Source organism: Legionella sp. PATHC035 (assembly GCF_026191115.1).
Lineage (GTDB): Bacteria > Pseudomonadota > Gammaproteobacteria > Legionellales > Legionellaceae > Legionella.
Genome location: NZ_JAPHOT010000001.1, coordinates 2,266,004 through 2,286,050, shown reverse-complemented (window position 1 = coordinate 2,286,050; position 20,047 = coordinate 2,266,004). Strand labels below are relative to the sequence as shown.

Genomic DNA, 20,047 nt, shown 5'->3' with positions numbered 1-20,047 from the left:
ATTAATTAATCTTAACGATACACTCCACGCGTTGAACCTTTAAGAAATTGCACGATGTGATGGATGTCAATATTATCTGCAAACTCAGATTGTACTTGTATGATTGCTTCTGCAATACCCAATCCCTTATTAAATAAAGTCTTATACGCACGCTTGATGCTACTTTTTGCTTCAGATGAATACCCTCTACGGCGTAGGCGTTCTACATTAATGCCATATAATTTTGCAGGATTTCCGGAAACCAAAGCATAAGGACAAACATCTTTGGTGATTAAACTAAGGGCCCCTATCATCGACATACGGCCCAACTTGATAAATTGATGCAAACCACAAAGCGCACCCACAGTGACCCAATCTTCAATGACGACATGTCCACCGATGGCAACAGCATTTGAAATGATATTATGATCCCCAATGAGCACGTCATGGCCGACATGTGCTGAGGTCATCAGCACATTATTATTGCCAATACACGTCTTACCGCCTCCTCCTCTGGTTCCACGATTTATCGTGACGTACTCTCGAATAATGTTATCGTTGCCGATGAGTACTTTGCTGATCTCTCCATTAAACTTGAGATCCTGAGGAATGCCTCCGATAATTGCCCCCGCGCCTATCTGATTACGCTCCCCAATTTCTGTCCACCCCTCTATGGTTACGTGGGAAGCAACTGATGTTCCTTGAGCAATCCTCACATTTTCACCAATTATAGAGTAAGGACCAATTGTGACATTAGGACCGATTTTAGCCCCAGGTGCAATCAATGCAGTTGGATGAATCTGATTTAGGGTAGGAATAACAGGACTTGCTAAATGATCTAATTGACTCACTAGCATTTTTACCTCCACAACTTAAATCTCAAAACGACAGTCCTTTTTCAAAGGTGCATTAAGTATGCAAACCCTAATGCACCTCATAAAGTTTTTATAAGTCTAAATAAGCGAACTTTGGTAGTTCACGTTTTTAAATTAACAAGTGTAACTTAATTTAATAAACACATCACGAACAGCAAATCGTTGCGCAAAATAGACATTATTTTTAGTAATGCTGCTACGTATCGCATCGGCATTAACCTGTGACCAATATTGCTCGGTATTAATACCCCCTTGAACACCAAAACTGCTGCCATTGCTAAAAGGAATCTGTGCCGCAACTGCTAAATTTGAGCCCAATACAACAGAGGTCCAAAGAGTTGTTGGCGTAGATTGATTGTAACCATAATGATCATTGGCTGGGGTAACTGGAATATTAGGAATGGCTCTTGAAGTATTTAAATCCTCATCCCAGCTAGAACTATAGGAACCACCCAAGGCAGCCGCAGATACATCACCAACGATACTAATATAACGATTTAGGCTCCAAGTTGCGCCCATACCAATTTGGGGACCAATTCCGAAAAATTTTGCTGCGTAATCAATTTCGTCCTCTAATGGAACTAGAACTGTTTCCGGTGGAAATGCATTAAAATCGAATAATGCCCATGATCCAGCATACTCAGCAGAAAATCCTTTTTTAAACTCAGTAGCCTTTATTCCATAAAATCGTGAGAATCGGACATGACTTAAAAATGAGTTTTGGAAATAATGATGGGTGAGTAACTCAACCGTTTGAAAATCATAATGAGAACTGACGGATGCGCTCGCATCGATCATTTGCTGCCCATTAAACGATATATTAGTTACAGGATTATTTATAATGAAATTTTGGTCATTTTGTACGATTTGACTTAAGCGATTAGCCAATACGCCATTGGGGCCAGTATTATCGATATCGTTAAAACCTTTGCTTTTTAAATTGGTATAAGTCAAGGTGATGTCATTGTCCGCGTTCAATTTATAACCAGCGCCAACCAAGAAACCCCAACGTGAATCAAGACTTATTTGGTGTCCTTCAATGTCACCATTAGCAGAAAAAGTATCGGCAAATAAAGTTTTATTAATCCCTTCATCACTTAAAGAGCCATAGATTGGAGCTCCCATAACGAAAAAGCCATGGGTAAGATCTTGAGCACCACCCATAGCACCAGCAAAAGCCAAGGTGCTGTTTGCTAGAAAGACGCTGAAAAGAAATTTCCTTTTTTGTTTTAATATAATCACGTTCACTCCATATAACAGATTGCAAAAGAATTGAATCAGAAATTTTCTGATTGCTATAGGTTAACAGAAACTTATTGTATGTCTACAGGGATATGCTAACTGGTATGCAATAAACCTCTAGTCTTAATCAGATCAAGAAGAGAACAACAAAAAGGAGGCTTATTAGAAGGTTTTTTATCGCTATACTTCCTTGATATTTCAATCAAAATTACATAAGCTGATGCATCAATTCCTTTAAAGAAAGCACGATCGCAATGATCCATTTTAAAAAAATAATACTCATTTTTTTCTATTTCTTTTTAAGTATCAACGCGTACAGCCAATCGCCCACAAACCAGCAGACCATCTTGGTGAGCTATACGAATATTGGCACATTGTCTCGGGAAGCAGCACAGATAATGTTAAAAAAGATGCCTCCACTGGATGTACTTGAAGCCCGTTACGATGTGACACTTTATAAAATTAACTATAAAACTCCCGCCCCGGATGGACAGATGACGATTGCCTCAGGGCTAATGGCTGTCCCATCAGTAAACGCTGACTTGGGTATTGTGAGCTATCAACATGGAACTCGTTTCCATCGTGAAGATGCTCCTTCCAGAATGAAGGAAAGCGATTCGATTTATCCTGCCTTGTTTGCCAGTCATGGTGGTTATCTGACGGTTCTGCCGGATTACCTTGGTTTTGGTGATAACGAGTTAACGCTGCATCCTTATGTACAATATGAAACACTTGCCAGCAGCAGCGTCAATATGCTTTTAGCGGCCAAAGAACTTGCGCAAATAATACATATTAAAGTCAATGATCAGCTTTATGTTGGTGGTTACTCCGAGGGCGGGTACTCCTCTTTAGTCCTATTTGAATTACTGACCAAACAGTATCCAAACATACCCGTTACTGCAGTTGCATTAGGTTCGGCCCCTTATGATTGGGATGAAACCATGAAATTCATTATGCTTGATCCTGGTCCAAGAGCTACTGCATATTTAGCGTATTTTTTCTTTTCCCTGCAAACCTATAAAAATTATTGGACTGATTTAAATCAGATCTTTGTGAGTCCGTATAATGCCCTAGTTCCTGAATTATTTGATGGGCTCCATTCCTCTAAAGAAATACTTAATGCGCTTCCTCAAAATCCGGCATTAATTTTTCAAAAAGAATTTTTCAATTCCATCTTAGAGCATACAGATGGCAATTCCGAGAACCTTAGGAATTATTTCAATCATTATGATTTTTACCCCACTGCACCTTTGCTGCTTGTTGGCACCAAAGGAGATAAAGACGTTCCTTACCATGGCGCTGAACTTGCTTATGACCAATTTACAAAATACAGCAGCGCGGTTTCTATCCAATCGGTCAGTGATACACTCGATCATCGAGAGGCAGCACCCTACGTTTTTTATGAAATGCTACAATTTTTTAAACGATTCCATCCTCAATAAATTCCCTTCTCCCCTTGGGGAGAAGGTGCCTATAAAGCGAATGAGGGTACCAGCCGGCACCATATCCTAAAAGTACCGGTTAGTTTCTTCCCGCCATAACGCCCCCATCAACATTCATAATCTCTCCGGTTACCCAGCTTGCTTTATCGGAAAGAAGAAATTCAATGGCATGAGCAACATCTGTGGTTTGTCCCACTCTCCCCAAAGGATGAAATCCATTAAAACTTTGCAGCGATATTTCAATCTTGTCTTCGTCCATAAACGATTTGTAGATAGGGGTTACAACCACGGCCGGTGCGACCGCATTGACTCTGATATTAAATTCTGCAAGTTCCATTGCTAAATGTTGGGTTAGCGAGTGCAACGCTGCTTTTTGCATTGAGTACGCTGATGAAGGTGTTGCCTTGACTGCTTGCTTTGCCCACATGGAGCCAATATTAACTATTGACCCGCCCCCATCCTGTTTCATTTTTTCAGCAACGGCCTGGGTGATAAAGAAGAAGGCCTTATTGAGATCCACCTGCAGATCATAATCTTCCTCTGTATGCTTTAAAAAGGGTACCGGTTTAAAATAGCCCGCCGCATTTACAAGATATTTTATTGCGCGTGTTTCTTTTTTTATGCTCACAATCAATTGAGACACCTGAGTTTTATCATAAAGACTAACCACTAAACTCGTTACATTTCCCCCTATACTCTTGATTTCATCAACGGCATGCCTCAGTTTTCGCTCATTCGTACCCGTGATCAATAAATCCGAACCATTTGCTGCCAGTCTTTTTGCTGTTTCCAATCCCATACCACTGGAACCACCGATAATTATCGCTAATTTCTGATTTGACATGTTGCTCACCATTTTTAAAAATATTTGTTCCATAGATTATGGGTACTATATAATTTTAAAAAAAGTAGGTACTTAGTGGTACGGTAGGTACTTTTTGGTATGTCTTATTGAATGACTTGAAGAAAAAAATTGGAACAAAAAAAACCGCTAAAAACAATGACCATGGTGGAGACGATTTATGGTTGTAAATGGTCACTTACCGTGTATTCTCTCTTGCAAAAGGGAGTGAATCGTCCTGGCGAGATGGTGCGCCGTGTCGAAGGCCTCACCACCAAAGTTTTAAATCAATGCCTGAGAAAAAACTTAGAATTTGGTATTCTTGGTAAGCATATTTTTCACGAAATTCCTCCCAGAGTGGAGTATTTTGTTACTCCTTTTGGGATACAATTTTTAAAGATTCTTGAGCACATCGAAGCACTGAACCGTACCATCGAATCGTAATTAAAAACAATGGCTTAATTCACCAGACAAGAAACCTGACCGTTATCAAGTTGCAATTCATTTCCACCAAAATCCGTCATAAATTGACCGATGTATTTCTGACGTTGTTTGTCTAATTGCGCTGAAATAAAAATTCTTGGCCGATCTTTCTCATCCTGATCCATGGCAACGAGCAGTAAATTACCGGTACGCATACTGAATCGGGTCACCTCCACTGGATAATCAAAATCAATTTCAGGCATATCACCTATTTTTTCAGGCAGCTTAAAGGAGATGGAATCTTTTATTCCTTGCAGATGACAAACAACAGCTTTTTGCCCCGCATAGCTTGCATCAATTCCAACCCAAGTCAGTAGTAATGAGCAAAACAGACGTTTCATGGAAATAAACTCCGAGCATATTTTTGAAGAACCTTAAAAATAAATAATAACTGAATAGGCAAACATTCACCAGTTACTCTCATGAAGTTCTTTGAAACCAGAAATTTAGGGCGTATTTGTGTGAAAAATACTGGGTACTTTTCAGTTAAATTTGCCAATCGTATCCAGCAAATACAGATTGACACCTACGATTTGCATTAGAGGTTATGCGGTATAAAATGAAACCGCTTCCCGCATTTTCAGCACTGATTGAAGCACCTTAAAAAGATTTTTTTCTTCCGGTGTTTCAAGAAACACTCTTAGTCCTCAGTTGGAAATGCTCCTGTTGATTCCAGAACTCTCAAGCGGTGATGTATTTTTATGAGCGAGATTCTGCTGAGTTGCTGAAAATAATCCTGGCGCTTTTGGTGCGGCAAGTTTCGTGGATTTGCGCTGTTGCTTTTTTTGGAAGCCCCACTCACTCTCATTCTCATTTTCTTTTTCTGAGGGAGGTAATTTTAGCTCTAGCTTCGTTTCTTGCGCTTCATGCAGGACATCCATAGGAAAAGATAAATTGTGCTTACGAGTACGATTGATTTTTTCTGACGCAAAGACCCTTTCTATAATTTGTTTTTTTAATGCATAAGCCTCTTGGATACATTGGATATCATCGCGATTAGGGTGCCAGATTGTTACTCCATCCAATGGATACCGACTATAGATGTCTAAGGGAACAAAGGCATCAAAAGGTATATTCCCATAACGTTTCAAATCTACAGAAAATGCAGGTTTACGTGCACGATTCTCAAAATCAATAACTTCAATCATCGCCAGAAAGTGTCCTTCTTGCCAAAAAGTAATCAGCAAATCACCCAGTTTGACGCAAAATTTAGCGTATCGATCAAAATTTAAGATAACAAAATCTTCCTCTTCATATAAATAGTATTCCAAATCTGCCCACTCTATTTTAGGAAGTTGCTGGATATCAAATTGGTAACCATTAAATACTTCGCTCGCATAGTGCTTTTCTTTAGGTTCATTCGCTCCCTGAAACGCAGCATCTAGCAAGGTTGGAAATTGACTTGGCCGATTAGAAGAGCCAGGACTTGTAAAGTAGAGCATGTACCACAGTTCCAGACTAATTCCTAAAGCTCGGGCCAATTTAATGCCATCATTTAATTGAGGATATTTGGCAATACACTTTTTCAAGCGCTTGTATTCCCTCTGATGCATTATTTTAATCCCCATAGGATCCAGTGGATCATCGGGTATTTTTTTTCCTGTATCCCTATTGATTCCATTAAGAATACTTAAAATGCGCTCAATAATTCCCTGAGCCTCTTTTTTCAATGGATGCTCTGGAATATCCTCCTTGGGTTGCAATGAAGTCCATTGTTTTTTCAACTCATCGCATGCATTTTCAAATGGGAATAGTCCTACAATCCTATCTTCTTGTTCGATCATAGCCAAGGCTACATCTAATAGTTCTATTTTTTCGTTTCTAGTTCGTTCCGCATCGATTTCGATTGAATCAGCAATTTCCTTAAGCAGGTGCTCTTCTAGTTTTCGTTTACTTATTAGTGAATAATTTGCGATGCTTTTTTCAAATTGAGTTAAAAACGCACGCAATTCTTTCGGGCTGTTCAGTGCATCCTGAGGCAACAATTTGACGTTGCGAATAAAAGCCCACTCAAAATCAATCCCCTCTAAATTGATTGCGGATAAATCGACTTCTTCAAGGTTCGCTCTATTTAATTGCACCCCTTTTAATTCAGCTGCAGTAAAGTCTGCCTCGCTTAAAAGCGCACCGCTGAAGTCAACGCCCCCTAAATAGGCGCCTCGAAAATTGGCACCACGGAGATCAGCGTTACTGAATTGTACCCCACTGAGATTAAGATAAGAAAAATCGATATCGGTGAGCTGCAAGCCACTCAAATCAGCGCCAAACAAATTAACGAATTGATGAGGGTGTTGGCGATGGTGACGGTTTAGATGGTCTAATAACTTCGTTTTATAATAATTCACGCCCTTAGCATGTATGACTCCCTTCAATTGATCTTGAATTGCCCGTATTTCCTCAGACAGGGTCATAATCAGTTTTAAATGTTCGCGGGTATTCTCATCGAGCTCAACCGCATCCATCGCTTTTTTTAAGTGAATGGGCAATACCTTGCAATCCCGGGTGAGCGTATAACAAATGGCTTCTTCTGCAGAAAGGGGTTCCTTAGCCAGGACTTTACGCTTTAATTCTTGATATCGCTGTGTTCGTTGATAAAACGCAGTAAATTGATGGCCTGTAATCCCATCCGCACGACTTAAATAATTGATGATGAAATGCGGTTTGGTTAACATCTCTAATGTCGCATCAACTACCCCCATTTTTGATTTGGCCATAAGTCGGGCATTGAGCAAATCGGGAGGGGGGACGTGACTCAGAATAGACATCATCATTTCATCAGGAAGGTCGAAAAATGGGTTGCCTTGATTGATATCCTCATCACGTTCATCCGCATTCATTTCTGCCGTAGCAGCGGATGAAGCGCTTTTTACATCCACACCAAGGCGCTGTTTTTCTCTTATCACAACCCCTTGTTCCTGCTGATTCATATCGCGCTTGTCTTTCATGTAATACCCAGTTAAAAATGAATGATGTGGCCCAGCTAACCTGCTAAAAACCGACGAATAATTTGCAAAAATTGCAGATGAATTCCAAGCCTAGAAATCGTATCAATGAGCTGTGTAGTTTTTGGTGATGAGAAGATGTTAAGGAATAGTCAGATAAAAAACGCGACCTCAAAGGCAAGGTTCTTTATCTTTATATTACTGATTTAGCAGAACTGATAACTTAAAAATCTATTTCAAAAAACAATACAGCTAATTGATTTAAGATTATCTAAGTGCTACCAGTCCTCCGCTCATGCAAACCCTTTATGAGTTGGTTTATTGCATGAATAGTAAAAAATTGACGCATTATATCGTTTAATTATTAAGTTGAATATTAATTCATTTAAAAATTCATCGAACAGAAAATGATCGGAAATCTTTAGTCAATACCATTATAAGTACAACACAAGGCACCGAGCCAATCCCTCTAGGAATAGCTCAGGGCTTTGCTGGCTTTCTCTATAACCGACTCAGTATCAGTTGAAATATGACAAAAACCGCGCGTAAGGCAATGTAACACTTTATCTAAAAATATCATGAAGGGATTGTTGTGCCTTTGCTCACTGGTTTCCTCCAGAGTATACTTGTTCGCTTCAGTAAAAGCCTTACTTAATTGGTTTTTTGATTCTTGAAGAAAGTGGTGTGCTGCTTTAACCAACATGGTTCTTCTGTAACTAAATTGTTCTTCTAAAGAGGGTTGTTGATCGAATAGGTCTTCTGCTTCTGGCTCTTCCGCAGGGAATAAAGAAACCATCTGCCATTTGGACATTTCTTTTTGTTCACGCTCACGATGCGCTTTATACTTCATACTGAGTTGAGGATGTTTTTTAAGCATGCCCTGAACTTGTGATCGTAATTCTTCCAATTGCGCTAATTCTGAGTCCTGTCCGCTGTCATGAGCCAATAAGTTAGCTAAATTGGCAGCCATTTTTTTACTGATTTGGGAGGGCTTACACGCCAAATAATATCGGAAGAATGTAGTTTCTAATTGATCTTTAATTAATTGCAACCGACTTATCTTCGTCCGAAGATTTTCTTCTGTATCAAAAAAACCTGGACTTTTTTGTCTGTATTGTAATGACTCCATTTTATCATCGATTAACTCCAGAGCTTTCTCCAGAGCCTTCATACGATTCACTAAAATTCGATTAAAATATTGGGGATCTTCTGCAAGTTCTTGTTGTTTTTGAATTATTCGGGTTACCAGCTCAATTAACTGTTCTTCCATGAGATGTTTTTGAGCTAATTTTTTATCAATTACCTTTCCCCTATTTTGAAATTTTTCTCTGTCGAGCTCATATCGTTTCAGCTGTTCCAGCATTTTTTCATTCAATGGGAAATAAAAAGGGGGATCAAAAAAATCTTCAGCAATCGGTGATTTCAGCATTTCTTCGATCAAAGCTGGGGTAATTTCAGCATGATGGGTTAAAACTTCTCCAACGCTACTGACTTCAAAAGCGCCAAGCCCCCCCATATATCCCTCCTTAAGGACAGCGAGGATATTATTGAGATTTTCATAAAATTGAGTTATTTTCATTACTATGGACTCGAGGCTGATATTAAAGCATTATAACATAATGATCTTTTTATGAGCAACCAAGTCAGTAATTGAACTTCCCCCAAGCGGTGTATCCTATTCCTAGCGATCTAGAGAACATGTCCTCCATCCACTGCAAAAACTTTACCTGTAATCCAATTGGCTTTTTCTGAAGCAAGAAATAAAACCATATTAGCAATATCATGGGGCGTGCCCGGTCTCTGTAAAGGAATATTGCTCACATAATATTGCCATAATTCTGGATTGCTGGTCGCCGTATCTTCATTCATTCCTGCTTCAATCACACCTGGTGCAATAGTATTCACTCGTATGCCGTGTTTCGCCAAATCCAAGGCCGCATGTTTGGTCCATTTATTCAGCGCAGCCTTCGAGGATCCATAACCAATTCCTTTGTTCATCGTCATAATGCCGCTGATTGACGAAATATTTAAAATACATCCCTTATTAACCTGTTCCACCATGTTCTTAGCACATAATTGTGCTAAATAAAGTGGGGAAATCGTATTCACCTGAAAAACTTGCTGCATTTTTTCCGGAGATAATTCAAATAAGGTTTCGCGACAGAGCATCCCGGCATTATTCACTAAAATATCGATACCGCCTAAATGCTCCATTGCCTGCGCAGCAAAGGCTGCAACATGCTCCATTTTGGCGAAGTCAGCATAAAATGCGTTAGCATTTCGCCCTAGTGCCTTAATCGCTTGAACCGTTGCCTCTGCCCCCTGTGCATCACTGCGATAACTGATAACCACATCGGCTCCTTGCTCCGCAAAAGCGATGGCTATTCTTTGGCCTATACTGCGATTCGCACCGGTAACAATGACTTTTTTCTTTTTAAAATCCATGTTGTTCCTTATTTATATGTAACTCAGATGCAGGGCTGCTCTTTATGTTGAGCTGTCTATCCGGCAACTATCGATAACCGATAATTTTAAGCCAAATCATCATGAAATGCAGGCAATAAATACCCCCCACTCATCAAATCAAAAAAATTAAACACCTTGACACCGATGCCTGCGCACTGTAGAAATTAAAGCACAAAAGGATTTAGAAGGAGAAGATTATGGGAGGAGAATTAGAGCTTTGCCAGAAAGAAATGAATACGGCGATTCAGCCTGTTTTCGCACGTCTTGAGCACTACCGTAATGCGATGTTTCAAATAAGGAAATTGTTGAAGGACTATTTTTTTGATACATGGCGAACACAAAAACTCACTGAAGTCGCCAAAAACGAGGAACTCGTTTTTAGCTTCAACTTGGTTCAAGAGGCGATGGAACAATGTCTGGTTGAAGAGGAGACTTTAGTAAAAGCCGCGCAAACAATTAGTGATGATAAAATCAATCCAAGTCTTGCGGCCGCTCTTGATGCTCATGTTCTAAACTGTGGCTTGCCCATTGAGTTGCGTGAAACAGATGGAGTATATCTCTTTAAACCTGCTAAACCCTATACGCCCTCGGCGCAAGCCTTTATGTGCCAGTTTGCTTATGCCTTGAGCGCATATCGGGTATGTTTAGGAATTTGTGAAACCTATTATGCTCTGTATCGTCATGAAGGGATACAAACAGAGTATTTGTCCAATTACATGCAAGCAGCGACTTTGTTACAACAACAAATCGAAGGAAGTGACCATTTAATTTCCTTACATCAACAAGCAAGAGCAATAGAAAAAGAAATTATAAACGCGTTGCGGTCTGAGAAAGTACGTGAAGGATTAGCTCAGTTTCAAATGGATATCGATTTGCTTACCGGCAAATTGGTCGAATTATTAGAATCCGGCATCGTTCATTTGCAAAATTGTTATCAGGAGTTTCCTAACAATCCCATCTTATGGATGCTCCATGACCGGAGTTGGCATGCGTTACTCAAGACCCTCTCTGGATTATTGTATGCCGATCATTATACTTACTCTACTTTATATGGCTCACTGACCATTAAAAAAGAATTTATTGAGCTTATAAAAGCAGAAATAGACCATTTTGGCTCCGTCACATCAGCCAAAACGCCTTTGCTCAAAGTCGAATTATTAAGAGAAGCAGCAAAGCTCATTACTGAAATAAAAATTGATATTTTAGCAAAACTTGCTGCGCAGGGAATCGAATTGGTTAAAGCACCCCAAATAGGCATGTTTTCAAAAGCTCCAGCACCCGATCTTTACGCTCTTTTATTGGCTTCCTGGAAAAAAAGTCTTCCTATAACAGAACCGGATGATCAAGAGAAAAAGGTCGAGCTCCCTTTGGGTATCAGTTCGTGAGCGATTCGCAGCATTTTTTACCTTATTTAAATGATGGTTTTAGAGACTATCTAAAAACGAGTGAATAAATGAAAATAAGGGCAATGGTATACACTAATAAACATAAAATTCGCGGTGCAACTTTCATAGACACCGCAAAAAAAACAAAAATTAAGTGAATCAAAAAGAGTACGGCAATTATAAATTGGTTGATACGTTCTGCTGAAAGATAAACATTATTTCTAGGGAATCCATCAGGGAATACATTTAAGCGCGTGACGACTGTTGCTATAAGAATGATTAAATAAAATATATACAAAACAATGGGGTAAGTAATTAAAAAGATCGGTAACTTAAATGCTTCACCTTCTTCTTTATCTAATCTTTTAACAAAAATGAGCGCAATGAGTGAAACAATAATACCAATAAAATTAAAGCGGACGAAAGAGGAGCTGATTAAAGGAAAAAAATCGAAGTGAGCCAACAAGGACCATTTATACTCTGCAATGATCGCGATGAGTATCAGAGGAAAAAATAATGCTGCTTTTAATACTAAAGGGTTTGCTTTATCCATCTTAAATAAAGAACTTGTATGATTAAGATGAAAAAAAATATTCCAAACAAATGAAGTAACAAAGAATAAAAAAAACGCATTGATAAGAAACAACAGCGTCATCGGGCTAAACCACATCGAGATAAAATGTTCTTGCATTGCATTTTCTCAAAAATTATTCACATTTCATAATTATAGAATGTCTTTTTTATATTAACTCGTTCGCGAAAAACACTTCTATGGGCACAAGCCAGAACAAAAAATAATCACCTATACTATTAAAAGAAGCAAATGACTTTATTTTGATCGTGAAAGAACAATTTGAAGCGATTTCCAAGCGTTTATCGGGGTTAGGCATTAGTCTGCAAAATGCACCCCCGCTGGAAAACAATGATGCGACACTGCAACATATGGCCTATGTTGATCATTTAAATCATGCGGCCTATGCAGCAATTGAAGAACAATACTCAAAATTTGACCCCAATTTCGATAAAGATGAGCAGCTTCAATTTTTTAAAAGAATTATCGCGATAAAAAATATCTTAAGAGAATTACAAGTTATTCATAATGAGCTAACGAAAAATTTGTGTGAAAAATCAGAGATATATATACATCACGAAGCGGATATTTCGTTAAATGAAAAATACATACTTCCTGAGTTTAAAGGAAAAAAACCTCAAGAAATCGTACGTGCAAACTTTTATCAACTCTTAGAAAATATAAAAAATAATAATTCGCTTAGTACAGAAGAGACAGATTATGTTAACTCTCTCTTAATGCAAATTGTCTCCAGGCCAGGAGGGATAAACTTAATTGTAAAACTTAATTACATGTTAACAACCAAAGAGGCTAAATTACTCTTAACCCCCAGTAATGATTTTGAGTGCTCTATGGCAGCAGCTGGATTTGCAAAGATCAACCCAAACTTCAGCAGCAAATCCCTAACTCCTGAGCAAGAGCTTCGAACCATATTAAAGAGAGAAACCGTGCCTGGAGTTGGGGTCAAAAAAATACATATTGGTATCGATTTTCGCTATAACGATAAAATTTCGTTTTTGAATTTAGATGCCTATGCATCAGCTGGAAATGGATTAACTGATGCGGGCCCACCTTTTATTTTATTAGCCCATGAACTCATTCATGGCCTACATAATCTGACCGGCAAAGCACGCTATAATTTTGCGCCTTTTTTTCACGGCCCCCAATACCGTGATGATCCTTTGATGAGTTTACTATATCCGATGAGTTCCCTATTCAGCTTGGGTCCTGCGGCTGAAGAGTACTGGACTATTGAAGAGGGTAATTTATGTGAAAATGTCATCCGCAAAGAGCACGGTTATTTTTTTAGGACCGGGCATATCAGCGCCGAACCAGGTGGTCGAGGGATTCGAGATCTCTATTATCTTGGATTAGCACGCAGTTATAATATCTCTGATCTAAAGCGCTGCCAAGAGTATATCAATATGCTAGAGGTCGAAGAGAGTGACGTCGATGACGTAGTCGTTGACAAACTACTTGAATTTGAAAAATTTAACACCTGGTCATACTCTCTAACCGACATCATTCATTTATGTGCAAGCATTTCTCCTTACCAACTGAAGAAAATGGAAAAAATGATTGCTCAATTTAAAAATTCACTAGATGATGCTCCGGATCAGGAAGTCATTTTGCAAGACTTTTTAATGGAAATACCGCCTAAAATGGCGCAACTATTTATCGCTATTTCAAAAGGTAACCTGGTTGATAAGGACAAAGAAATAGACTCAGAGGTCCTCGATAAAGCCCTCACAACAATTAAAAAAATCAATGAACTGTTAAACGCCTCCGATTTACCGAGCCCGCTTCGAGAGCATTTTGAACAATTTAGCAAAGACATCGAATCAAAAGCAGAGCGCCCTCCTAGGCTCGTCTTCTAGCATCATTTATTTTATCGTGGACAAGCTAATGGTCTTAATTTTTTTAAAATCAAATCCATCTCAAAAAAGCACACAACAACCGGCATTTGGGACATTTTCTTCATTTTGCGGCGCAAAATAGTGTCTTAACGTTTCTTGATTCAAGTGCTCATAGAAAAAAAAATTGTGGTTGCTTAATAATCGATTTAACGATGACGCATTCATATTGAGTGTTGAATTATAAAAATCAGCAAGTAAAGCAATATCGGTCAGTGCGAACATATCACCTATCCAGGGATCAAGTAGGAATTCCTTTGTAATTACCACCGTATGTTTTATGTCTTCAATATCATAAATTAATGCAGGAATGTTTTGTTGCCTCAGTATGGCGGCTAAATAAAATGCCTGATGTTCACAATTCCCCGTCTTCCATGTAGACATGAGGTATTTTATTGGCGCCCTAGCATCGAGAAAATTAATCTGCTTGTCCTCGCGATATTGTGATACTTTAAATAAAAAAGTTCTTATTTCACCGATTCCACGCACAGCCAATAAACTATTTTCATTATATTGAGCCGCCCGTTCCATGCGTATTTTTGCTGTCAATGGATTAATAACTAAAGCAGAAGTACTCGCAAGACATACCGACATGGTCGTTTCTAAGGCTTTGCGCAACTTTTGACGATATTTTGGCGAGTGAATCTCAATTTCTTTGAATTTATAAAATTTAACCACAGCCAATCTCCATTTGAGCTCATAGGGTTTGTGAACCCAACTACTATTCTGCACAATGCGGTACTTTTGGCGAGTCCATGGGCACATCCTCCAAGTATGCTGAATTTCTGTGCTTTAAAATCACCCCCGTTTAGTGAATTGTCAAAGGCCTTAGTTCAAACTGCACCCCATGAAATACCATGAAAAATAAAATTTATAAACACTTATCCCAGTGGTGTTTGCTGTTAGTGTCACGACAAACACTACTATCTGGGTCCCGCGGCTTGCCCACGGAATCCCGCTCATTCGTAACTTAAAATCCGATAAAAATAATCTAGCTCAGTGACTTTTCGTGCCACGTGCAATGAGTTAATATTAGGCACTGTGATTATCTAACCTATTATTTAAACAATTTATTTTTTGAATCACCCAATGGAATGCAGGTTGGGAAATTCATTATGAGGACATGATAGCGCAATAGAAAAAGACCTTGATAGTATTTTTGAAAACGAAGCTGTGAAGAGTAAAGACGGATATTTTCCTGAAAGTATATAACTTATTTTCAGGCACTTTCAAGCGAACAAAAAAGAGAGGGACAATGTGCATTTTTAAAGATATTACACACCGTTATTGTCAAAAAATATTGGATGCCTATCAGGCGCAGGTAGATGAGAAGACATATAAGGGTAAAGAAGCTGAATTATTAATTCAACGAAATGAAATTGCTCGAGATTTAGTCACAGCCATTAAAGAGATCGAATTTGAAAATGATTATGTTAAATATTTCGATCAGGTTTTAAACACCATTAACGCGAAATTAAAAGAAGCGACCAGTGCTGTTTTAGAATATAACAAAAAATATAAAACTTCGTTCACCACTGATCTTTATGAAACTTTTTTCACTGCAAGCTTGATCAGTTTTATTAACGCATTGAGCGACCTGGTTCAAAGTAGTCCTCAGATCATCGTCAATATTAAGGATGAATCCTTATTTACGAGTAAAAAAGACGCCCCGTGGTTTTATCATTTTTCATCTGTTTTATATGAATATATTCTTGATAAAGAATTTGAATTCGCTACCACTAATATCGATAGAGATATTTTTGATGCCAAAAAAACTTTAATCCTTAAGTACATTCAAAATGCCGGAAATCTTTTTTCTCGCTATGAAAATGAGAATGAGCGGGAATACCAAGAGCTCATGAAGGTACTTTTAAATAGTCTGTGCTCTGAGGAAAAAGACATTCAACGACGTAAAACCGAAGAACCGAATTCAGGGTATGTGTACGCTTATCTTTCCCAATCATTTTATAAGGCATCGGAAAAAATCATCGGGAAAAATCAATTAGGACAAAAAATAGAACTGTTGACGAAGGAGTTTAGTGAGAAATCAACGGGTAAAGAACTAAGTTGTAACTAATCCTCATTACTACCCCTAAATCAAAGGCGGATGGATTAAAAAACTATTCGCCTTGGTAACGTTCAATTATAAGTAATACCAGGACTTTCTGGTCCTGGCTTTAATTCATCATTCTTTTTGATGTCATCATAGCTTTCTGGTTCTGGATTTAGATCAGCACCTGCTTTAATTTGATTAGCGTTTTCTGGTTCTGCATCATTCTCTTTAATGTCACTGAAGTCTTCCTTAAAGTTCCTGGTTTTTTCAACACCTTTTGTAATTATATTTTTCTCAAAATAGGACGCCACTTTTAAGAAAAATTCGCATATTTTCATTAAGACTCGGTTTTTTCGGTAGCAGAAACGCTCCAAAACTTGTGGATCGTTAATAGTATCAAGAAGAGTTGTACAAAATTGGGTTAGTTTTTGTTTGTTCATTATTTTATGGGCGGGCTCTGCGCGGTGAAGTTCTCTATCAAGAAGAGATACAAAATTATAGACATCTTTCTTCAATAAGCTCACTTGATCCAAATGGTGAACCTCTTTTCCTTCTTGCTGATATCGAGACCTAATCGACTCTAATAACCTACCTCGAAGTCCATAGGTAAAGCCTCCTCCCTTTGGTAGCCCCGTCTTCTCACTCACCGCATCAATTAATTGCTGAGCTGTCAAATGAATTTTTGTATTCTGATCCAGCAATTCTTGAATATCGTGGGGAACAGTCACTTTTTTACTCTCAGTGCTCTCTTTAGCACAAGCCTCCTTTAAGCAGTCTTGGACTATTTTCTGATCAGCTTGGCTGTAATCTTTCATACTTCGAACTATCTCACGAACATCATCCCACCGTTCTTTCTGCACATATAATGGAATTAATTCTCGTTGTACTCCAATTGTGTTTTGCATGCCTAATTTTTTTTCTAAAGCGTTTATTTTATCTGTTGCATCATCTATAAGATGGATTTGTTCGATAGCAAATAGTGCCTCCTCATTCAGCAGCTCACTGATATCGGGAGGAACCGTTACTTTCCTGCTTTCGGAACTCACTTTAGTACATGCCACCTCCAAACATCCTTTTATAATTTGCTGATCAGTTCGGCTGTATTTGGCATGCCGCACAATCTCACGAACATCATCCCACCGTTCTTTTTGCACGTATAATGGAATTAATTGTCGTTGTACTTCAATATTATCTTGGATTCCTATCTTTTCTAAAGCGCTTATCTTTTCAGCTGAATCGACTATCTGATGAATTCTTTCGAATTCTGCTTTAATCGCTGAATTAACTTCGGGAATAATTGAAATATCTAAAAGAGTGCGCTCTACTGTACCGGCTGGTAATTGGTGGAGAAGATCCTGGATTTCTTTTGCGGCTGCCCACCATGTTTTTCCATTTTTATGTTGAAAAGCTTCTTCTAAGAGCGCATCAATTTTTTTATCTTGAGACCCATGTTGCTGTTTTACAAATAAACAATAGGCCTGAGGAGAACAATAGGTACTAGGATTAGAAAGATTAAGATCGATTTCCTGGACTTTTTTACGAAGCATTGAATTCATATAGGGGTCTTGTCCAACAACCGCAGTTCCAACAAGACCAATGTTCTTTTTCCACTCGGCAAAGGGAATAGACGCCGACTTCTCCTCACCCCAAGTCATAATTCGCACATGCACCATATCCGTATCTTTATCAAAGTCTATGTCTCGAATAATAAAAAAATGACCATCCATAAAACGTTGCACGAGGTTTTGACTATCCGGTGCTCCTTCCTCCGGATTCAAAATATAATTAGCCAGACTTCCAGTACCAGCAAGACCCACCATATAGCCGTCTTTAATCAGCAAATTTAATTGCTTTATGGCTGCTCTTTCATGGACAGGTATATTCTGTACGTGATGATACCCCGCTTGTTTCATCCAACGTTTTATTTCATTGTGGGTCGTCACCCCAAAAAGTTGTTTGGCAAGCTCCGATCCTTCGTTTCTATAACCGACAATCGCGTTTTTTGATGAACGGATGCCATTCAAAATAATATGATCCGCATCACGAATGTCGCTTCCATCCGAGCTTTCTTTATTGGCCACGCCCTCAGTGACTTCGACGCGTAACACGCCTTCTTTACCAGCAAATTCTTTAAGATCGCAAACCCCTGTTGCAGCCAATTCTGATACCATACGGACGTATTTCATAGGATTAAACAGGGTGATATTGTGCACAAAAGCGTTGACCCCACAGACCTGCTCATCCCGTTGATTGATGAAACGAGGATCCAGGACGCGCATCATCATCTGTAAGGCGAGTAGGGGACGATTAAAATTTTTAAATTTGAGCGGTTCGAGGTTATCCAGAAAATTATCCTGTTGATACGCTTCGTAGTTGGTTTTTATTAATTTTAATAAGGGAAACTCTCCAATAATTGCCTCAATACCCTCTTGCTCCCCAGTTAGAAAAGCAAAAGCTTCCAGCTGCTTTGCTACCGTAAATAACTTGGGATTATCCTTATCATACCAATCGCTTTGAGTTGCCCGAAGATGTTCTTGATATTTTTCTAATAGAATTTTTGTTAACTTCTTTACATAAGCATTGGCTAAGAACGCCTCCCCTTCATCTTCGCAAATTTGCGTAATATGATCCAATACATACAGATACTCTTCCAAAGTACTTGGTGTTCTATCTCCATCAGTGAGTTTTACCTCAACCGTATGCTGTCCATTGTCTCCAAAAGTAAACGCTTGTGTTAATGCTAGCCCCATAACAACCTCACTTAGAACAGAGGAATGAGTAGACTCCTTAGCGCAGTAGTCACTAAAGACAGCTCTATCAATTCACTATAAATAAGTATAGTTAAGGATTTACTCTTTGCGGCACTTTAGTGGGCTGAGAGAACATCAAGTGTGTCGATACAAGCCTAGGAGTAGCCCCGCGAAACCCCAGAGGGCTAATGCAGCCCCCGAAATCCAATGCGCTGCGTCTACAGATACGGCTGCAAAAAATCAAAAGCTTTTTTAGCATACTGGAGGGGGGGCGCTTTCGCGGGATCTTGCTCTGCTTCTACAATCATCCAACCAGAATATTGGTACTTGCGCATCATTTCAAAAATGGGAGCAAATTCAAGAGCCCCATCGCCTGGAACGGTGAAGACTCCTGCACGTACGGCATCCATAAAGTTCATCTGTTCGTGCTTCACTTTATGCAGCACGTCCGCGCGAATATCCTTTAAGTGAACATATAAAATACGCTCATGGTATTTATTGATTAGAGCAAGCGAATCAATATCAGCAAAGGCCGCATGTCCGGTATCCAGTAACAACGAAATCAATTGCGGACTGGTATTTTCCATTAAATAATCGATTTCATGCTCATAAAAAACCCCTGTTCCTGCATGATAGTGATAAACAAGGTGCAGATTAAAATCATGGGCCATACGACCCATAGCATGTAGACCTTGAATCAGCTGTTCCCATTGCTCCGCGCTCAATTCAGGTTTATGCGGGCTTAGGATAGGAAGTTCTGTTCCTTGAATCGCATGCCCACATTCGCATACATTGATAAACGATGCGCCCATCGCTCTCATAAAACTTAAATGGTCCATAAAACGTGATAAAGTGGCTTCATATTGTCCTGGCTCAGTAAAAAAAGTGCTAAACCACGCACTGGACAATTGTAATCCCCGCTCAGTTAAAGCTTTTTTTAAAATTGAAGGATCGCGTGGGTATTTATTACCTAATTCAGTACCCACATAACCCGCCTCTGACATTTCCCTAATGCATTGTGCAAAACTAATTTCTTTACCTAATTCAGGATCATCATCATTGCACCAATTGATTGGTGCAATTCCCAGTTTGATGTGCATAAATA

The 20,047-nt window shown here is 38.9% G+C and carries 16 protein-coding genes; 5 read left to right on the top strand and 11 right to left on the bottom strand.

The genetic code is table 11. The features are described from left to right. Positions 1–11: 11 nt before the first annotated feature. Together lpxA and OQJ13_RS10040 are read right to left on the bottom strand one after the other, a co-directional pair. Positions 12–836 (bottom strand): acyl-ACP--UDP-N-acetylglucosamine O-acyltransferase, encoded by an 825-nt coding sequence (gene lpxA / locus OQJ13_RS10045; RefSeq protein WP_265710712.1) that lies wholly within the window; start codon positions 834–836, stop codon positions 12–14. A gap of 132 nt (positions 837–968) precedes the next feature. Continuing rightward, entirely contained in the window at positions 969–2,096 is a 1,128-nt protein-coding gene (locus OQJ13_RS10040) for an Lpg1974 family pore-forming outer membrane protein (RefSeq protein WP_265710711.1), read from the bottom strand. A gap of 254 nt (positions 2,097–2,350) precedes the next feature. Between OQJ13_RS10040 and OQJ13_RS10035 the strand changes: the two genes are divergently transcribed. Next, positions 2,351–3,538 carry an alpha/beta hydrolase family protein gene (locus OQJ13_RS10035; protein WP_265710710.1) on the top strand — a complete coding sequence of 396 codons (1,188 nt, stop codon included), beginning with the start codon at positions 2,351–2,353 and terminating at the stop codon, positions 3,536–3,538. Positions 3,539–3,617: 79 nt separating this feature from the next. Here OQJ13_RS10035 and OQJ13_RS10030 read toward each other — a convergent pair whose 3' ends face one another. Further along, positions 3,618–4,382: an SDR family NAD(P)-dependent oxidoreductase gene (locus OQJ13_RS10030; RefSeq protein WP_265710709.1), complete on the bottom strand. Its 765-nt coding sequence runs from the start codon at positions 4,380–4,382 to the stop codon at positions 3,618–3,620. A gap of 156 nt (positions 4,383–4,538) precedes the next feature. Here OQJ13_RS10030 and OQJ13_RS10025 point away from each other — a divergent pair, with 156 nt between their 5' ends. Then, a complete protein-coding gene (locus OQJ13_RS10025; protein WP_416209923.1) occupies positions 4,539–4,823 on the top strand; it encodes a winged helix-turn-helix transcriptional regulator in 285 nt (94 codons plus the stop codon). 14 nt (positions 4,824–4,837) lie between these two features. Here OQJ13_RS10025 and OQJ13_RS10020 read toward each other — a convergent pair whose 3' ends face one another. From OQJ13_RS10020 to OQJ13_RS10005, 4 genes are all read right to left on the bottom strand, one after another. Continuing rightward, positions 4,838–5,203: a hypothetical protein gene (locus tag OQJ13_RS10020; RefSeq protein WP_265710707.1), complete on the bottom strand. Its 366-nt coding sequence runs from the start codon at positions 5,201–5,203 to the stop codon at positions 4,838–4,840. A 306-nt stretch (positions 5,204–5,509) separates the two neighbouring features. Continuing rightward, complete coding sequence (locus OQJ13_RS10015; RefSeq protein ID WP_265710706.1) at positions 5,510–7,807, bottom strand: pentapeptide repeat-containing protein; 2,298 nt, start codon at positions 7,805–7,807, stop codon at positions 5,510–5,512. Positions 7,808–8,273: 466 nt separating this feature from the next. Then, positions 8,274–9,320: a hypothetical protein gene (locus OQJ13_RS10010; RefSeq protein WP_265710705.1), complete on the bottom strand. Its 1,047-nt coding sequence runs from the start codon at positions 9,318–9,320 to the stop codon at positions 8,274–8,276. A gap of 173 nt (positions 9,321–9,493) precedes the next feature. Then, positions 9,494–10,249 carry an SDR family NAD(P)-dependent oxidoreductase gene (locus OQJ13_RS10005; RefSeq protein WP_265710704.1) on the bottom strand — a complete coding sequence of 252 codons (756 nt, stop codon included), beginning with the start codon at positions 10,247–10,249 and terminating at the stop codon, positions 9,494–9,496. A gap of 218 nt (positions 10,250–10,467) precedes the next feature. Here OQJ13_RS10005 and OQJ13_RS10000 point away from each other — a divergent pair, with 218 nt between their 5' ends. Further along, entirely contained in the window at positions 10,468–11,655 is a 1,188-nt protein-coding gene (locus tag OQJ13_RS10000) for a hypothetical protein (protein WP_265710703.1), read from the top strand. Positions 11,656–11,701: 46 nt separating this feature from the next. Here the strand turns inward: OQJ13_RS10000 and OQJ13_RS09995 are convergent, their stop codons facing one another. Continuing rightward, positions 11,702–12,346 (bottom strand): hypothetical protein, encoded by a 645-nt coding sequence (locus OQJ13_RS09995; protein ID WP_265710702.1) that lies wholly within the window; start codon positions 12,344–12,346, stop codon positions 11,702–11,704. A gap of 149 nt (positions 12,347–12,495) precedes the next feature. Here OQJ13_RS09995 and OQJ13_RS09990 point away from each other — a divergent pair, with 149 nt between their 5' ends. Continuing rightward, on the top strand, positions 12,496–14,103 hold the full coding sequence (locus OQJ13_RS09990; RefSeq protein ID WP_416209922.1) for a hypothetical protein: 1,608 nt from the start codon (positions 12,496–12,498) through the stop codon (positions 14,101–14,103). 60 nt (positions 14,104–14,163) lie between these two features. On the opposite strand, the gene OQJ13_RS09985 is transcribed toward OQJ13_RS09990, so the two are convergent. Next, complete coding sequence (locus OQJ13_RS09985; RefSeq protein ID WP_322783744.1) at positions 14,164–14,817, bottom strand: hypothetical protein; 654 nt, start codon at positions 14,815–14,817, stop codon at positions 14,164–14,166. 577 nt (positions 14,818–15,394) lie between these two features. On the opposite strand from OQJ13_RS09985, the gene OQJ13_RS09980 reads away from it, so the two are divergent. Then, complete coding sequence (locus tag OQJ13_RS09980; protein WP_265710700.1) at positions 15,395–16,216, top strand: hypothetical protein; 822 nt, start codon at positions 15,395–15,397, stop codon at positions 16,214–16,216. A 62-nt stretch (positions 16,217–16,278) separates the two neighbouring features. Here OQJ13_RS09980 and OQJ13_RS09975 read toward each other — a convergent pair whose 3' ends face one another. After that, entirely contained in the window at positions 16,279–18,942 is a 2,664-nt protein-coding gene (locus tag OQJ13_RS09975) for a hypothetical protein (protein ID WP_265710699.1), read from the bottom strand. Between the two features lie 218 nt (positions 18,943–19,160). Beyond that, a complete protein-coding gene (iolE, locus tag OQJ13_RS09970; RefSeq protein ID WP_265710698.1) occupies positions 19,161–20,042 on the bottom strand; it encodes a myo-inosose-2 dehydratase in 882 nt (293 codons plus the stop codon). Positions 20,043–20,047: the final 5 nt, after the last annotated feature.

What these genes read in the sequence shown, in the direction of transcription:
- lpxA (WP_265710712.1), bottom strand. Translation starts at nt 836, where the DNA reads ATGCTAGTGAGTCAATTAGATCATTTAGCAAGTCCTGTTATTCCTACC.
- OQJ13_RS10035 (WP_265710710.1), top strand. Translation starts at nt 2,351, where the DNA reads ATGATCCATTTTAAAAAAATAATACTCATTTTTTTCTATTTCTTTTTA.
- OQJ13_RS10030 (WP_265710709.1), bottom strand. Translation starts at nt 4,382, where the DNA reads ATGTCAAATCAGAAATTAGCGATAATTATCGGTGGTTCCAGTGGTATG.
- OQJ13_RS10025 (WP_416209923.1), top strand. Translation starts at nt 4,539, where the DNA reads ATGACCATGGTGGAGACGATTTATGGTTGTAAATGGTCACTTACCGTG.
- OQJ13_RS10020 (WP_265710707.1), bottom strand. Translation starts at nt 5,203, where the DNA reads ATGAAACGTCTGTTTTGCTCATTACTACTGACTTGGGTTGGAATTGAT.
- OQJ13_RS10015 (WP_265710706.1), bottom strand. Translation starts at nt 7,807, where the DNA reads ATGAAAGACAAGCGCGATATGAATCAGCAGGAACAAGGGGTTGTGATA.
- OQJ13_RS10010 (WP_265710705.1), bottom strand. Translation starts at nt 9,320, where the DNA reads ATGGGGGGGCTTGGCGCTTTTGAAGTCAGTAGCGTTGGAGAAGTTTTA.
- OQJ13_RS10005 (WP_265710704.1), bottom strand. Translation starts at nt 10,249, where the DNA reads ATGGATTTTAAAAAGAAAAAAGTCATTGTTACCGGTGCGAATCGCAGT.
- OQJ13_RS10000 (WP_265710703.1), top strand. Translation starts at nt 10,468, where the DNA reads ATGGGAGGAGAATTAGAGCTTTGCCAGAAAGAAATGAATACGGCGATT.
- OQJ13_RS09995 (WP_265710702.1), bottom strand. Translation starts at nt 12,346, where the DNA reads ATGCAAGAACATTTTATCTCGATGTGGTTTAGCCCGATGACGCTGTTG.
- OQJ13_RS09980 (WP_265710700.1), top strand. Translation starts at nt 15,395, where the DNA reads ATGTGCATTTTTAAAGATATTACACACCGTTATTGTCAAAAAATATTG.
- OQJ13_RS09975 (WP_265710699.1), bottom strand. Translation starts at nt 18,942, where the DNA reads ATGGGGCTAGCATTAACACAAGCGTTTACTTTTGGAGACAATGGACAG.
- iolE (WP_265710698.1), bottom strand. Translation starts at nt 20,042, where the DNA reads ATGCACATCAAACTGGGAATTGCACCAATCAATTGGTGCAATGATGAT.